Origin of the sequence: Sorangium sp. So ce385, from assembly GCF_051474135.1 — a bacterium.
Taxonomy (GTDB): Bacteria; Myxococcota_A; Polyangia; order Polyangiales; family Polyangiaceae; genus Sorangium; species Sorangium cellulosum_D.
On sequence record NZ_CP150337.1, the window covers coordinates 2203912 to 2220351 of the forward strand.

The following is a 16440-nucleotide window of genomic DNA, read 5'->3' on the forward strand; positions in this document are numbered from 1 at the left end:
TGGATCCCGACGAGCGTTGTATCTGCTCGATGGGCACGTGCGAATGGCGTCGGCGCTTCCCGTCTTCTGCGCGCGTGATGGGGCGACGTCGCGTCATCGCCCGTTCATCATCACCGCGCCGTGCAGCGCTGCTGCGCGACGACCGCCTCGTGAGCAGGCCTCGGCCACCGCGGCGCCGTGAAACGCGCGCATCCACCACGTCCCCGACGGGAGCTGTCTCGCGCGCCCGCGCCGGACCCCACGGACGTCCGTCGCGCCGCTGGGTATACAGAGCGCGCGCGGGAAGGCAGCAGCCCGGCGGGAGACGGGCGGGTCGACAGACAAGACCGGCAGAACCAGCGAAGCGGAAACCGCCGCGAACCCGCTTGACCCCCCGCGCGACCGCAAGCTATGTTCCCCGCATGCCCAGCGCGCTCGCCGCGTCCTCCGCTCGCTCCGGCTCCGAGGCCTTCGTCCTCGGCGCAGCCCGGCCGCGCGGGGCCGCCCACGTGAGCTCGCGCGGGGCCGGGCTGCGCTGGTGGCGCTGGTGTTGTACCAAGGCGGGCCCTAGCGACGGGTAACGCGCCTCCCTCCGGGGAGGCCGACCTGAAGAAAGAAGAAAGAGGGCCCGCCGAACAACGGTGGGCCTTTTCGTTTTTGTCCGCTATGCAGGGCGCCGCCGTCCGACGCTCGAATCCCGAGGAGCAGTGTCTGCCGGAACGACCGTGAACATGAGGAGCGAAGCATGATGCATGCAGTGATCGACGCGCTCTGCGCGGGGGTGGACCTCTCCGCCGAGCAGGCGGAGGCGCTGTTTCGCGACGCGTTCGCGGGAGCGCTGAGCGAGATCGAGCTCTCCGCGCTGCTGGTCGCGCTCAAGGCGAAGGGCGAGACACCCGTCGAGGTCGCGGGCGCCGCGCGCGCGCTCCGGGGTGCCGCGGCGCCGTTCGCGCGGCCGGCCTACGCGTACGCCGACTGCTGCGGCACCGGCGGAGATGGGCAGTGCACCGTCAACGTGTCGACCGCCGTGGCGTTCGTGGCCGCCGAAGGCGGGCTGCCGGTGGCCAAGCACGGCAACCGCTCGGTCTCGTCCCAGTGCGGCTCGGCCGACGTCCTCGAGGCGCTCGGCGCCCGGCTCGACCCGCCGGCCGAGGTCTCGCGCCGCGCGCTCGACGAGGTCGGCTTCTGCTTCCTCTTCGCGCCGCAGTACCACGCGGGCATGCGCCACGCGATGCCGGTGCGCCGCGCCCTCAAGGTGCGCACGATCATGAACCTGCTCGGCCCCCTCGTGAACCCGAGCGCGCCGCCGATCCAGGTGATGGGCATCTACGACCCGGAGCTCGTCGGCCACGCCGCCCGCACGCTCGGGATGCTCGGCTGTCAGGCCGCGCTCGTCGTGCACGGCGGAGGCCTCGACGAGATCGCCCTGCACGCGCCGACCCGCGCGGCGCGGCTCCGCGACGGGGTCGTCGAGGAGCTCACGATCGACCCGGCGGACGCCGGGGTCTCGCCCGCGCCGCCCGAGGCGCTCCGGGGCGCCGGCCCGGCGGAGAACGCGGCGTGGCTCCGCGACCTGCTCGCCGGCCGCGGCGAGCGGGCGCACCGCGAGGCCGTCGCCATCAACGCGGGGGCGCTGCTCTGGATCGGCGGGCGCGCCGACAGCCTGCGCGAAGGGACGGCCTCCGCGCTCGAGGCGCTGAGCTCGGGCCGCGCGGCCGAGCGGCTCGCGCGCTTCGTGGCGCTGAGCCGGGAGGCGTCTCAAGAAGCGCGCAAGGAGGCGAATCATGGCTGAACAAGGCAATGTGCTCGCGCGCATCGTGGAGCGGAAGCGGGCGGACGTGGCAGAGCGCGAGCGGCGCACCCCGCTCGCCAACCTCAGGGCGAACGCCCCGCCCACCTCGCGGAGCCTCCGGCGCGCGCTCTCCGCGCCGGGGGCGCGGTTCATCCTGGAGTGCAAGAAGGCCTCCCCGTCCGAGGGCCTGATCCGGCCGGACTTCGACCCGCACGCCGTCGCCGCCGCCTACTACGGCGTCGCGGACGCGGTGAGCGTGCTGACCGATGAGCCCTTCTTCCAGGGCAGCTTCGAGATCCTCCAGGCCGTGCGCGCGGTCCTGGACGTCCCGATCCTCTGCAAGGACTTCGTCGTGAGCCCCTACCAGGTGGTCGAGGCGCGGGCGCACGGCGCGGACGCGATCCTGCTCATGTTGTCGGTGCTCGACGACGCGACCGCGCTCCTCTGTCTGGGCGCCGCCGAGGCGCTCGGCATGGACTGCCTCGTCGAGGTCCACGACGAGGCGGAGCTCGACCGCGCGCTCGCGCTGCCCGCGCCCGTGATCGGGATCAACAACCGCGATCTCAAGACGCTCAAGGTCGATCTCGCCGTCTCGGAGCGGCTCGCCCCGCGCGTGCCGCGCGACCGGATCGTCATCGCCGAGTCGGGCGTCGAGTCGCGCGCTCACGTGGAGCGGCTCGCGCCCTCGGTCGATGGATTCCTCGTCGGCACCTCGCTCATGCGCAGCCCCGACATCGCCGACGCCGCGCGCGCGCTGGTGAACGGCAGGGTGAAGGTCTGCGGCCTGACCCGGCCCGGGGACGCGCGCGAGGTGGAGCGGCTCGGGGCCCGCTTCGGCGGCCTCATCTTCGCCGAGGCCTCGCCGCGGCGGGTGACGCGCGAGCAGGCCGAGATCGCGATCGCCACCGCCGCGGGGCTGCCGTTCGTCGGCGTCTTCCTGAATCAACCCGCGGACTTCGTCGCCGATACGGCGCGCGCGCTCGGGCTCCGCGCCGTGCAGCTGCACGGCGACGAGGACGCCGCGTACGTCGAGGGGGTGCGGCGCGCGCTCCCGGAGGGGTGCGAGGTCTGGAAGGTGGTCCCGATGGCGCCGGCCGGCGAGGCGGCGGGCGCCGCGGGCGCGGCCGGTCAGCCGGGCGCCGCGGGCGCGGCGGGTCAGCCGGGCGCCGCCGGCGCATCCGGCGCGGGCGCCGAGGTCGAGCGCCGCGCCGATCGGCTCGTCTTCGACACGCGCACGGCCGAGGCGCGCGGCGGCACCGGGCGGACGTTCGCGTGGAGCGCGCTCGAGGGCCACCCGGCGCGGGGCCGGAGCCTGCTCGCGGGCGGGCTCAACCCGGACAACATCGCCGCGGCGCGCCGGGTGGGGACCTGGGCGCTCGACGTGAGCTCGGGCGTCGAGCGCGCGCCCGGCGAGAAGTGCGCCGAGCGGCTCGCGCGGCTGTTCGACGCCGCGCGCGGCCCCTCGCGCCACGACCCTGCGCCCGCGGCCCCGGCGGACCGCGCGTCTCCCTGAACCCCATCTTCCACAACGCACCACGCACCATCGACGATCGAGGCAATCACCATGCAGCAAAGCGGCCGCTTTGGCGCCTTCGGCGGCGCCTATGTCCCGGAGATCCTCGTGCCCGCGCTCGAGCAGCTCGAGCGCGCGTACCTGGAGGCGCGCGGCGATCCGTCGTTCGCGGCGGAGTTCAACGCCTTGCTGACGACCTACGCCGGGCGCCCGACGCCGCTGACCCTGTGCCGCAACCTGACCGGCGACCCGCGGGTGAAGGTGTACCTCAAGCGCGAGGACCTGCTCCACGGCGGCGCGCACAAGACGAACCAGGCGCTCGGCCAGGGGCTGCTCGCGCGGCGCATGGGCAAGCGGCGGCTGATCGCCGAGACCGGGGCCGGCCAGCACGGCGTGGCGACCGCGATGATCGGCGCCCTGCTCGGGATGCCCACGCGCATCTACATGGGCGCGAAGGACGTCGAGCGGCAGCGGCTCAACGTCTTCCGGATGCGCCTCATGGGGGCGGAGGTGGTGCCGGTGAGCTCGGGCACGCAGACGCTGAAGGACGCCCTCAACGAGGCGCTGCGCTACTGGACCGAGAGCTACGAGGACACGCACTACCTGATCGGGACGGTCGCCGGGCCGCACCCGTTCCCCACCATCGTGCGCGACTTCCAGTGGGTGATCGGCCGCGAGGCCCGCGCCCAGATCCTGGAGGTCGAGGGGCGCCTGCCCGACGCGGTGGTCGCGTGCGTGGGCGGCGGCAGCAACGCGATGGGGATCTTCTCGGAGTTCATCCCGGACAAGGGCGTGGCGCTCGTGGGCGTCGAGCCCGCCGGCCACGGCCTGTCGACCGACAAGCACGGCGCGACGCTGCTCAAGGGCCGGCCGGGCGTGCTGCACGGGTCGGAGACCTACATCCTCCAGGACGAGCACGGGCAGGTCGCCGAGACGCACTCCGTGTCGGCGGGCCTCGATTATCCCGGCGTCGGGCCGGAGCACGCGCACCTCATGACGTCGGGCCGGGCGACGTACGTGGCGGCGACCGACGACGAGGCGCTCGACGCGTTCCAGCGGCTCGCGCGCAGCGAGGGCATCATCCCGGCGTTCGAGTCGGCGCACGCGATCGCGCACGCGCTGAAGATGGCGGCGGAGGCGGCGCAGGCAGGGCGAGAGGCGGTGCTCGTCGTGAACCTGTCGGGCCGCGGAGACAAGGACATGGAGCAGGCCCAAAAGCTGCTCGATCCCGGGAGGTCGGCATGAGTCGGGTGGCGGTGAAGACGCGCTACGATGGCGCATTCGAGCGGCTGCGGCAGCGGGGCGAGGGGGCGTTCATCCCCTTCCTGATGCTCGGGGATCCCGACCTCGCGACGAGCGCGCGGCTGCTCCGCGCGGCGGTGGAGGGCGGCGCGGACGCGATCGAGGTCGGGATCCCGTTCTCGGATCCGATCGCGGACGGCCCGACGGTCCAGGCCGCCGCCGTGCGGGCGCTCGCGGCCGGGGTGCGGCCGCCCGACTGCATCGAGCTGCTCTCGCGGTTCCGGGCGGAGGCGCCGGAGGTGCCGGTCGGCATCCTGACGTACGCGAACCTGGTGAAGCACCGCGACCTCAAGGGCTTCTATGCGTCGGTGGCCGCGGCCGGGGTCGACAGCGTGCTCGTCGCCGACGTGCCGGTGAGGGAGTCGGAGCCCTACGTCGCGGCGGCGCGCGCGGTGGGCGTGGCGCCGGTGCTGATCGCGCCGCTCAACGCCTCGGAGTCGACGCTGGAGCTGCTCGCGGAGCGGTCCGCCGCGTACACCTACTGCGTCACGCGCAAGGGCGTGACGGGGGCGGACGAGCAGCTGCGCCTCAGCCACGGGTCGCTCTTCGAGACGCTGCGTCGGTTCGGCGCGCCGCCCGCGATCCTCGGGTTCGGCATCTCGAAGCCCGAGCACGTGCGCGACGCCCTCTCCGCTGGCGCGTTCGGCGTGGTCAGCGGGTCCGCGGTCGTGCAGCGGGTCGCGGCGAACCTCGGCGATCCGGAGGCGGCCGCGCGCGCCGTCGCGAGCTTCGTCCGCGAGATGAAGGCGGCCACGGCGCGCTGACCCTCGGTCGGGTCGAGCCCGGTGGTCGAGCCAGGGTCCGCCGCGCGGCTCGCCGCGGGGCGGGCCCTGCTCCCTGCAGCGGCCGCGCGGTTCGCTGCACGTCGCTTCCGCGCCATGGCGGCCAGCTCCAGGATGGCCGTCGCGCCCAGGAGATCGCCATGCGGCTCACCGCGAACACGACTGCCTTCCTCGCCGCGGCGGCCATCGGCGCCGCGGCGGCGCACCTCGAGGCCGCCGTCGCCCTGCTGGCAGCGCCGGACGCCGACCGAGCCCCTGCGACCGCGTCCTTTCACCTCACGGCCGGCCCCGTGTCGATCGCGCTCCACGCGGCCGCGCTGGGCGGCCACGGCGACGCGTGGCCGGCGGGCACGCCGGCGTGCGCCCACCTGGCCATCGGCGTGGCGATCCCGGCCCTCGGCCTGCGCGCCGTCCACCGCCTGAGCTACGCCGCGCCGGCGCGCAGCGGCGACCGCGCGGCGATCCGCCTCGTGGAGGTGCTCACCGGGGGGCGCGTCCGCGCGTGGCTCTCGTGGCAGGCGGCGAGCTGACCTGACGGGCGCGCGGCGCCGCCTGTCAGAAGAGCCCCACGGAGACGTCGCGCGCGACGCCGCCTGTCAGAAGAGCCCCACGGAGAAGTGGAGGGCGCCGTCGATCTCGTTGAGCTCTTCGCGCGGGTCCAGGTTGAAGCCGTAGTCGAAGGCCAGGGGGCCGATCGGCGTATTCACCCGCAGGCCGGCGCCGAGCCCGTAGCGGAGCCGCCGCGGATCGAGGTTCACGTTCTCCCGCAGGATCCAGAGGTTGCCCGCGTCGAGGAAGAACCCGAGCTGGAGCAGATCGGTCAGCGGAACGCGCAGCTCGACGCGCGGATTCACCATCACCGTTCCGCCGCGGGGGATATCGGTGGTCGAGACCTCTTGCTCTGCCAGCACCTTCGTCGCGTCCTCGGGGTACAGCGACTCGGCCAGGTGCGAGCGGAGCGAGTCGACGCCGCCCAGGAAGAACAGGCGGTCGGGGTACGTGCCGCTGTTGGCCACGAGCGGCTGGATGTAGCCGCCCGACAGGCTCATCGCGAGGACGGGCCCCCGGCGCGCGAGCGGGATGTAGCCCGACACGCGGCCCGTGAACCGCAGGAAATGGCTCTCCTGGAAGCGCGACGGGGACTCGTCCGAGGCGAACACGTCGAACGCGTCGACGTGCTCGACCCCGCCGGAGAGCAGGAATCCCCGGGTCGCGGCGAAGGGGGTGTCGCGCGTGTCCCAGGACGCGTCGATCCGCTGCGCCAGGGCGATCGTGCGGCCCTCGGGCATCTTCAGCTGAACGAGGATATCCCGCTTCTCGGTGCCCTCGGCGCCCTGGAAGAAGCCGACGTCGTTCAGCTCGGTCGAGACGGCGAGCTGCGTCGTCACGGCGCGCCGCGGGCGGTAGGTGAGCGCGGGGATGAGCGCCTGCTTCGTGAAGCCGAAGTCGAGCTGGTTGTCGCGCACGTCGATGCCCGACAGGGACAGGCTGACGAGCGGGCCGAGGCCGATGTCCGGGAGCGTGACCGAGATCGTGTTGCGTCGCTCCAGCTGATCGTCGTCGTCGAGCTCGTGGTAGTGGCGGCGCGCCGCCGGGTCCACGACCATGAACTCGAACAGGTAGCTGAGCTGGACGCGCATCGTGAGGCCGATGGCGAGGCCCCCGATGTTGCGGTGTCCGTACTCGAAGGCGAAGCGCACGCCCTCGCCGGTCGAGAAGCCGATCTGCGGGTTCAGGTACTGCGGCAGCTGCTCGACCACGTGGATGATGACGCGCTTGTTCTTCTGCGGGACCTCCGGGTCCTCCAGCGAGATGGACACGCTGGAGAAGGGGCCGAGCGTGGCGATGCGCTCCTCGCTCAGGCGGGCCTGCGACTGCCGGAACGGCGCGCCCTCGCGGAGCAGCACGCGGCGGAGGATCAGCTGCTCGTCGGTCCGGACGGCGCCCTTGACGACGATGCCGGTGACCATCACCCGATCCCGCTCCGACACGATGAACCGCGCGCGGGCGCGCGTGCGGTCGGGCGAGGGCTCGATGGCCGTGCGGACCTCGGCGAACGCGTACCCGAGGTCGCGGTAGGCATCGAGGATGCGCAGCCGCGCGGCGTCGAGGTCGAGCGTCGAGAGCGGCTGGCCGACCTTCAGGTCCGCGACCTCGCTGAGCCAGCGCTCGCTGAACGGCCGCTCCTCGGCGCAGAAATTCCGATCCCGCTCGCCCAGGCCGGGCTGGCCGCAGAAGCCCTTGTTCCCCTCGAAGGCGAGATCGTAGAGCCGCGTCTGCGGACCGGGGTGGACCGGGATGCGGAGCGTCACCTCGGGGGCGCACGCGATGTGCCGCGCCGGGTCGGGCCGGCAGGTGAGGGCGGCGGGGACGGGCGGCTCGGGGAGGGGGAGGCCCAGCGCGTCGGTGCGGCACTGGGCCGTGACGCGCTCGGTGACCGGCTCGGGGATGCAGGCGCCCGGCTTCGATCTACGCGAGCAGGTGGCGCGGAGCACCGAGACCGGACCGACGACGGCGTTCAGGTAGCCCTTGCTGAAGTAGAGGTCGCGCAGGTGCTTGAGGGCGCGCTCGTAGGTCTCCTGCGCGTACGTCATCGCCGGGATGAGCTCGACCGGCTTGGCCCGGCCGCCAGCGCCGCGGGTCGGGCCGAACAGGTCCGAGATGCCGCGCGGGTCGGGCATCGAGAAGGCGTCGGCGCCGGGCAGGTCCTCCTCGAGGAAGCTCTCGATCTCGCGGCCGAGGTCGTCGGGGCCGAGGTCGCCGGTGAGGCAGGGGAAGACGCGCTTCGTGACGCGCACCTGCTCGTGCTCGCGGATGGTGAAGGTCAGGTAGCGGACCGGATCGTCCGGCTTGCCGCCGAGCGACGGGGTGACCTTGGCGTCGAGGAAGCCGCGGGCGACGTAGAACGCGGTGAGCCGGTCGGCGAGATCGTCCGGCTTCGTCTCGGTGGTCTCGCCGAGGCCGAGCGCGTCCTCGAGCGCGTCGTTGTCGAAGGCGCGGTTGCCGTCGAAGGCGGGGACGATGCGCGCGCCCGGGTTGAGGTAGACGTAGAGGTAGTTGTTCGGGCCCACCGCGAGGACGCGGTGGGAGACCTCGGCGTCGTGAAAGCCGCTCCGGCGGAGGAGCTCGGTCATCTCGCGGTCGGCCTCGGCGAGGGCGGGCTCGTCGACGCGGGCGCCGACGCCGAGGCCGTAGCGCTCCTTGAGCGAGCCGAGCTCCCGGTGCGCGCGCGGGTCGGCGACGAAGACGCGCTGGGAGACGACGCGCGGGGCGCCGGCCTCGATGTCGAGGGCGAGGACGATCTGCGACCGATCGTCGGTGTCGACGGCGCGGACCGTGACCGCGGCCGCGGGGTAGCCGTGCTGCGCGTAGAACGCGCGGACGCGGGGGCCGATCTCGGCGAGCGCGGCGGCGGTGATCTCGCCGTTCTCGGCGATGCCGGCGGCCTCGAGGGTGTCCTGCCGATCGAGCGCGCCGCCGGCGATCTGGATGGTGGCGATGAGCCGGCGCGGAACGACGACGATCCGGAGCGCGGCGCCGTCCGGCAGGAGGTAGGCCTCGGCCGACGCGCGGGCGAAGTTGCCGGAGGCGAGCAGCTCGCGCATGGCGCGGCGCGCGGCGTCGTGGCTGAGCGGCTCCCCGAGCTCGACGCTGGTGACCGGCGAGACGATCACCCAGCGGTCGCCCAGCGCGGCGACGTCGATGCGGACGATCGGCTTGCCGACGAGCTCTCCGAGGGCGAGCGGCTGCTGGATCGACGGCACGTCGACGGCCTCGGTGCCGGCGCCGCCCGGGGGCTCGGCGCGCTCCGCGGGGCTGGGCTGACCCGGGTTGACCTGACCCGGGTTGGGGTTCGGCTGGGCCGGGTCGACCTGACCGGGGTTGACCCGACCGGGGTTGGGGCTCGGCTGGGCCGGGTCGACCTGACCGGGGTTGGGGCTGCTGGCCCGACCCGGGTTGGGGTTGGGGTTGACCCGACCCGGGTTGACCGGAACCTGGTTCGAGCCGCCGGCGTCCTCCTCGTCCACCTGGGCCACGCGCACGGGCGCCTCTTCGGCGCGCGCAGGGGCGGCGACCACACCGAGCGGCAAAAGGCCGAACGCCAGGGGAATGAGGACGGAGCGAAAGCGAGCCATCAGGCGCGGAGCGCCGGGGCACGAAAACGAAATGAACCGCCGCCGGCGTGCACGAGGAGCGCAGCGTAGCCCGGTTGGGCCGCGTTTTGGCAAGAGGCCGCCCGCGCGTCGACGTCGCCGGCGCGCCCTGCGCCTGCGCCGCCCCCGCGCGCCCGCCCCCCTCCGCCCGTCGCCGCGCCCCGTTCGCGCCCCGACACGGGGCGCGCGAGCTCCAGCGCCGCGGAGGCCGAGGCCCGACCGGATCGACGCCTCGAGGCGCCGATGTGCGAGACGCGGGGCTCTCGACGGGCGGACCTCGTGCTAGCGTCGCCGCCCGTGCGAGGCACCGGATGAAGGACCTGGCGATGCTGGTCGGCGCCGTGGCGCACGACCTCAAGGTGGTGACGCTGTGGGAGAGCCTGCGCGAGCACTTCCGAGAACATGGAATCCTGATTGATTTCGCGCTCTTCTCTACCTACGAGCGCCAGGTCGAGTCGCTGATCCGCGGGCACATCGACGTCGCCTGGAACAGCGCCATCTCCCACGTGCGGGTGAAGCGGCACACCGAGGGCCGCTCCCGCTCGCTCGCCATGCGCGAGGTCGACCGCGACTTCCACAGCAAGCTCCTCGTCCGCCGCGACGCCGCGGTCGGCGCGCTCAGCGACCTCGAGGGCAAGGTGCTCGCGGTGGGGAGCGCCGACTCCGCGCACGCGCGCATCCTGCCGCTCCACTTCCTCCGGCAGGCGGGGGTGGCCGTCGACAAGATCCAGCTCATGCCGTTCGAGGTGGACCTCGGCAAGCACGGGGACACCGCGACGAGCGAGGTCCAGGCGCTCGCGGCGCTGCACGAGGGCAAGGCGCAGGCGGCCGCGGTCGGCGACGCGGTGTGGCTCGCCGAGCAGGCGAACGGCCACATCGACCTCCGCCGGGTCGACGTCCTCTGGACGACGCCGGCCTACGACTTCGCCATGTTCGACGCGCTGCCGGCGCTGCCCGAGGCGAAGGCCGAGGCGTTCCAGCGCGCGCTGCTCGGCATGACCTGGAAGAACCCGAAGCACCGGCGCATCTTCGAGCTCATGGGCCACAAGCAGTGGGTGTCCGGCCGCGACGACCGGTACGGCGCGCTCGACGCGGCCACCGCGGCGCTCGCCGCGGCCACCTGACGGCCGCCGCCCGGGCGTCACTCGAACTCGAGCCGCCACCGGAGGTCGGCGCCCAGGTTGCCGACGGGCGAGCTCGAGGCGTCGTTCGCGTTGTCGTAGGACCCCTGCACGCTCATGCGGTCGCTGAGCTTCACCTCGACGCCCGCGCGCACCTGGCTGCCCTGCGAGAGCCCCGTCGTGACGTTGGCCCGCACCGCGTCCGTGATGCGCTTGCCCAGGGTCACCGTCGGCTCCGGCGCGCCGTTCTTCGACGAGTAGCCGGTGCCGAACCGGAACTCGTCGATGATGGGGACGATGGTCTTCACCGCCTTGTCCGCGCCGGTCAGCGACGAGAGCGCCTCGAGGCCCACCGTCTCGCCGAGCGACGACACGACCCCCTGGTTGAGCTCGGCGCGCGTCATCCCCAGCGTCAGGAGCAGGACGATGTCCTCCTGGCTGAGCGGCGGATCGCTCGTCAGGTTGAGCTGCAGGTTGTCGGCGTCGCCCTGCGCGTGCAGCTTGATGCGCCAGTGCCCGCTGGCGTTCGCGCCGGCGCCGATGCCCGCGCTCGTGGCCGCCGGCGCCTCCGCGCCGGCGGCCGGGTCCGCCGCGGAGCTGCTCATCGCCGTGTAGCGGCGGTACTCGCTCTCGGCGCGCACGTCGACCTTCGGGGCGATGCGGAACGGGTCCTCGAAGCGGACGTAGCCCTCCCGCACGTTGAACTCGGTGCTCCGCAGCATGAGCTTCGAGTCGGGCAGGATGCGCAGCGACCCGCGCGCGCCGAAGCGCTGGTTCGTGCCCGAGAGCTCGAGCCCCGTGGGCGAGACCTCGAGCCGCATGTCCGCGAGATCGTTCGAGAAGTGGAGCGGATTCGGCGAGAGCACGACCACGTTGAACCGGACCGCGTCGGCGGCGGGGTCGTAGGTCTGCACCGTCGTCCGCTGGCGGCCCGTGAGGTCGCCGAGGTCCATGCTCATCAGGATCGGGCGCGTGTAGTTGAACGACGTGAGCGTGATCCTGCCCTCGACGTGCGGGAGGTTCTTCTCGCCCGACCCGTCGTCCTCGACGCCGGGCTGGAAGCGCGCCACGAGGTTCGCGTTCGCGGTGAGGTTCACCCCGTCGGCGACCGGCAGCTTCACGCCGGTCGCCACGATCGAGGCCGTCGCCATGCCGAGGTTCAGGCCCCGCACCGGCATGTTCCCGACCGCGCTCACCGTGCCCGTGCCGACCCGCGCGGTCGCCCGCGTGAGCCGCACCAGGTCGTCGTCGATCGCGATCTCCACGTCGATGTCGTCGAGCGACACCGGCAGCCCCACGACGTCGAGCTCCCCCTCCTTGAGCGTCGCCGAGCCCGCGTAGCGCAGCCCCTGGAGGGGACCCGTGATCCGGACGTCGGCCTGCACCGTCCCCCGCGCGTGCCGGATCTGCGGGATGTCGGCGCTGAGCCGCGAAAGCTTCGTCGGGCTGACCCGGATCCCGACGTCGAGGTCCGGCGCGGTGAACACCCGCTTCACCTCGCCGGACGCGGTGAACGCGGCCGACAGGCGCGAGGCCGTGTGCGCCTCCATGTGGAGCTCCGGCACCGTGAGCGCGTTGCCCGCGAGGCGGATCGGCCCGCTCGGGGCCGTGAGGTGGACCCCCTGGCCCTCCCGCTCGAGCTTCAGCGCGCCGACGGTCAGCGTGAGCGCCGCCTGCTTCGGATCCGCGAGCGGGAGCCGCTCGATGTCGAGCGACGCCGTCAGCGTCCCCTTCGGCGTCGCCGCCGAGAACGCGACGCCCGGGATCAGGTTCGCGAGCGTGCCGAGGTCGAGCGCGTCCATGCGCACCCTGCCGTCCACGATCTTGCGCTGCTGGCGCGTGACGCGGACCCCCTCCAGCGCGACCTGCCCGCCGAAGAGCGAGCCGTTCGCGACGAAGGAGCCGTCGGGGAGGTCGCGCTCGAACTCCACGGGGTCGAACGGCGCGCCGATCGGGTTGCCGCAGATCGGCGTCCTGCCGAGGACCTTGGGCGGCTTGTCCTGGGGCACGATCGTGAGCTCGACGCGCGACGGGGGCAGGCTCGCGTGCGAGCGCCGGATGCCGATGCGCGAGACGTGGACGTCCGCGAAGCCGGCCATCCTGCTCACGGTGCCGCCCAGGCTGGCGACGAGGGACACCGAGCCGTCGAACAGCGAGCCCGCCGGCCCGAGCGCGTCGATGCGCGTGAGCGGGAGGCCGCTCGCGATGACGCTCCCCTTCAGCGCGCCGCCGTGCGCGATCGACACGCTCGCCAGCACCGAGCCCGTGCCCTTGCGCAGCGACGCCGAGCGGACGTCGAGCCGCATCCCGTCGCCGCCGGCGGCCTGATCGTCCCAGATCAGGTTGACGTCGACCTCGCCCTCGTCGAAGCGCTCCTCGAGCAGCTCGATGCCGCTGAGGCGCATCCCGGCGCTCACGGCGAGGTAGCCGCCGCCGCAGCGGTCCTCGGGGCCGCCGAGCGCGAAGTGGGCCCGCGCCGTCCCGCTCGCGGTCGCCTTGTAGGCGACGAACCGCGGATCCTTCTCGAGGCGGAGGATCTCGAGGAGGTCGCGCGCGGCGAGGTGCGGCGCCTCGCGCGTGTCCACGGCCGCGTCCACGACCACGATCCCCCCGGAGCTGTCGAGCGGGCGGCCCTTCGGCAGGTTGCCCGCCGGGTCGAAGTCGACCTTGAGCGAGGGGACCCGCATGCGGCTCGCCCCGTGCCGCACCCGCGCGTTCTCGAGCGTCACGGCGAGCGGCTCGAACGCGACCGGCGAGGGCTCGAGGTCGCCGATGGGGAACCCGGCGAACACGAACTTCTCAATGCCGACCTCGCCCTTGAGCTTCGGGTGCGCGTAGGAGCCGTGCATCGAGGCGCTCAGCGACGCGACGCCGGCGAGCTCGAGCGCGGCGAGCGGCGAGACCTCGGCGAGGTCCACGCGCGAGCCCGGGTGGACCTCGACCCCGAGCTGGTCGTTGAAGCCGAGCGAGACGGTGGCCCGGAGGTGCGAGCTCGGCGTGTCGACCGAGAAGCCGGAGAGCACGACGGCGTTCGGCCGCACCTGGAACGAGCCGCGGACCGAGCCCTCCTTCACGCCCATCAGGCGCTGGCGGGCCGGGTCCTTGGTCGGGCGATCGAAGATGTCGAAGCCGCGCGTCTGCACGGCGAGCGGGCCCTCGAGGGAGAGCGGGACCAGCGTGCCGCCGAAGCGATCGAACCGGCCCTCGCGCAGCGTCCAGGCGACGTGCGCCTGCGGGTGCACGCCGAGGTCGCGCAGGAGGCCGGGCAGCTCGATGTTGGCGAGGTCGATCGGCCCCGCGTGGAGCGGCACGCCCTTCTCGAACGGCTTGACCTCCGCGCTGGAGATCTTGAGCGTGCCGTCGGCCCAGGCGATGTCGGCGTCGGAGAGCTGCACGGCGTCGGGGGTCGTCGAGAGCTTGCCCGAGAGGCGCGTCACGAAGACCCTGCCGTCGAGGCCCGGCTGGTCGAGCGCGAGCGTCCCCTTCACGCGCGGCAGCGCGAGGCCGAGCGGCGCGGCCGCCGCGTCGTACTCGGCGTCCACGTCGATCGCGACCGAGCCCGTCGCGGGCGGCAGGTCGATGAAGCGGTGCACGATCGGCACCGGCAGGCGCGCCCGCACGCGGCCCTCGATCCGGTGGGGCATGCCGCCGCCGAGGCCGACGGCGCGGAGGGCGCCGAGCTCGAGCTCCACCCGGCGCCAGTCGTTGCTCTGGAGCCCGCACGGCGGCGCGGTGCCGGGATCCGGATCGAAGTCGGCGGCGCCCTCCAGGATGAGCCGGCGGACGAGCGCGCGGTCCGGCTCGACGCTGATGCGCGTGTCGAAGCGGCAGATCACGTCCTCGTCGACGCTGTCCTCCTCGGCCTCGCGGCCGGGCGCGGGGTGCGTGTGCACGACCGAGACGAAGCCGGAGCGCATCGCGATCTCGAACGCGCCCGACGGCTCGGCGGAGACGTCGACGTCGACCTCGCGGGCCTGGACGCGGACGTTGTCGATCGTCAGGTCGACCCGCGCGTCGGTGATGGCCACCGACGAGAGCGGCGCGCGATCGAGCCCGCCGCCGCCGCTGCTCTTGCCGGTGTCGGGGAGCTTGAAGTTGCGGAGCTCCCCGTCCTTCAGGACGGCGCGGACGCGCGGCCCGATGATCTCGACGTCGCCCGCGTCGATGCGCCCAGCGAGCAGCGAGAACAGGCGCGGGCGGATCGCCACGCGCTCCAGCTCGAGGAACGGCGCGCCGCCGTCCGAGGAGTCGACGACGAGGCGGTTCAGGCCGACCATCAGCGGCCAGGCCTGGACGCGCACGTCGTAGCGGGCGGTGATGCCGAGCTTGCTCTCCAGCAGCGCGGCCGTCTCGAAGGCCGCCCAGGCCCGCACCGTCTCGGTCCGCACGAGGAAGCCGACCGCGAGCGGGATCGCCCCGATCACCGCGAACACGACGCACAGCACGCGCACGGCGAGGCGCCCCCAGTCCCTGCGGGCTCTCGGCGGGGAGCCCTTTCTCCTCGTGCCGTGCATCGGGGCGCAGCTTAGCTGATGCGCGGTCGAACGCTTACGTGGGCGGGGTGATCCTGTATCCGGAAAAGATTGGCGCGTGGTCGCTCGCGCCCTCGATCGACGGCCCGTGGGGGATCCGGATCGAGCGCGGGTCGAGCATCCGCCAGAGCAGCGGGTGGACCATCTGGTGGTCGATGAGCTCTAGCTGTCCGCGGAAGTCATACGTCCACTGGTCCGCGGGCGGCGCCGCGGCCGCGGCGTCCTCGAACGCGCCCGGGCCGGCGCCGGCGACGGCCTGGACCGGGGGGGAGCCTGGCACGTCGTTGAAGTCGCCGAGGACGGCGATCGCGGCGGTGGGGTGCTCCGCGGCGAGCGCGTCGGCGATGGCGCGGGCGCGCTGCGCCTCGGCGAGGCGCCGGTCGGGGTCGTCGGGCGCCGCCTTGGCCTTGAAGTGGACCCCCAGCAGGATGACCTTGCGGCCGCCGCGGGAGAGGTGGAGCTCGAGGCAGTCGCGGGTGAACGTGTAGACGGGCCCCGATGTTCCGCGCAGCGTGAAGCGGTCGTCCCGGTGCGAGACGACCTTATCGAAGGGGATCTTCGACAGCGCGCCGACGTCGATCCCGCGCGGATCGTACGCCTCGACGAGCGCGGCGTGGGGGTACGCCCCGCCGAGCTCGATGCGGTTCAGGTCCTGGAGGACGCTGAGGTGCTCGACCTCCTGGAGCACCGCCACGTCGGGATCGAGCGCCGCGAGCACCGCCGCGATCGCCTCGCGCTTCTCGCGGTACTCCGCGGCGCTGAGCACGATCTCGGCGTCGCCCGCGGTGTCGTCCTTGTCGTTGAAGAAGTCTTTGGTGTTCCACGTAACGATCGAGAGCGGCGTGGCGTCCGGCGGCGGGTCGACCGGCCCGCCGCCGGAGGCCGCGCCGCCGGCGCCGTGGCCGTCCGAGCCGCCGGCGCCGTGGCCGTCCGAGCCGCCGGCGCCCTGGCCGCCGGCGCCGTGGCCGTCCGAGCCGCCCGCGCCGCTCGCGCCCCCGCTGCCGGCGCCGCCCGCGCCGCCCTCTCCCGCGGCCTCGCCACCGCCCGCGTGCGACGAGGTCACCGCGAACGGCGAGCGGGTCTCGGCGGCGTCCCGGCAGCCGGCCACGGTCGTCGTCGCGACCGCGGCGGCCACGCCGAGCCATGCGCACCACGCGCCGACGGAGCTCCGGACCATGGGAGGGAAAGAGCTACTGCGGGCGCCCGCGCCGCGCCAGCTCGGGAACGTGCTCCGAGGGGGGAACGCGGGCGGCCGTGCTCTGCGC

Annotated in this window: 9 protein-coding genes; 6 read left to right on the plus strand and 3 right to left on the minus strand. The window is 73.7% G+C overall.

The features are described 5' to 3' along the window. Positions 1-727: 727 nt before the first annotated feature. The 5 genes from trpD (at position 728) to WME83_RS08125 (ending at position 5898) form a co-directional block, all read left to right on the plus strand. Positions 728-1771 (plus strand): anthranilate phosphoribosyltransferase, encoded by a 1044-nt coding sequence (gene trpD / locus WME83_RS08105; RefSeq protein WP_437321974.1) that lies wholly within the window; start codon positions 728-730, stop codon positions 1769-1771. After that, positions 1764-3284, plus strand: coding sequence for a bifunctional indole-3-glycerol-phosphate synthase TrpC/phosphoribosylanthranilate isomerase TrpF (trpCF, locus tag WME83_RS08110; RefSeq protein WP_437318683.1), 1521 nt, complete (start codon positions 1764-1766; stop codon positions 3282-3284). Before trpD ends, trpCF begins: the two co-directional genes overlap by 8 nt. 51 nt (positions 3285-3335) lie before the next feature. Continuing rightward, complete coding sequence (gene trpB, locus WME83_RS08115; RefSeq protein WP_437318684.1) at positions 3336-4529, plus strand: tryptophan synthase subunit beta; 1194 nt, start codon at positions 3336-3338, stop codon at positions 4527-4529. Beyond that, a complete protein-coding gene (gene trpA, locus WME83_RS08120; RefSeq protein ID WP_437318685.1) occupies positions 4526-5350 on the plus strand; it encodes a tryptophan synthase subunit alpha in 825 nt (274 codons plus the stop codon). Before trpB ends, trpA begins: the two co-directional genes overlap by 4 nt. A gap of 158 nt (positions 5351-5508) precedes the next feature. Beyond that, the gene (locus tag WME83_RS08125; RefSeq protein WP_437318686.1) at positions 5509-5898 is read left to right on the plus strand and encodes a hypothetical protein; all 390 of its coding nucleotides are present in this window, start codon (positions 5509-5511) and stop codon (positions 5896-5898) included. A gap of 66 nt (positions 5899-5964) precedes the next feature. Here the strand turns inward: WME83_RS08125 and WME83_RS08130 are convergent, their stop codons facing one another. After that, complete coding sequence (locus WME83_RS08130) at positions 5965-9411, minus strand: POTRA domain-containing protein (RefSeq protein ID WP_437318687.1); 3447 nt, start codon at positions 9409-9411, stop codon at positions 5965-5967. A gap of 422 nt (positions 9412-9833) precedes the next feature. Between WME83_RS08130 and WME83_RS08135 the strand changes: the two genes are divergently transcribed. Next, on the plus strand, positions 9834-10646 hold the full coding sequence (locus WME83_RS08135) for a phosphate/phosphite/phosphonate ABC transporter substrate-binding protein (RefSeq protein WP_437318688.1): 813 nt from the start codon (positions 9834-9836) through the stop codon (positions 10644-10646). A 17-nt stretch (positions 10647-10663) separates the two neighbouring features. On the opposite strand, the gene WME83_RS08140 is transcribed toward WME83_RS08135, so the two are convergent. Together WME83_RS08140 and WME83_RS08145 are read right to left on the minus strand one after the other, a co-directional pair. Beyond that, a complete protein-coding gene (locus WME83_RS08140) occupies positions 10664-15157 on the minus strand; it encodes a translocation/assembly module TamB domain-containing protein (protein ID WP_437318689.1) in 4494 nt (1497 codons plus the stop codon). Positions 15158-15191: 34 nt separating this feature from the next. Further along, positions 15192-16352 carry an endonuclease/exonuclease/phosphatase family protein gene (locus WME83_RS08145; RefSeq protein ID WP_437318690.1) on the minus strand — a complete coding sequence of 387 codons (1161 nt, stop codon included), beginning with the start codon at positions 16350-16352 and terminating at the stop codon, positions 15192-15194. Between the last annotated feature and the right edge of the window lie 88 nt (positions 16353-16440).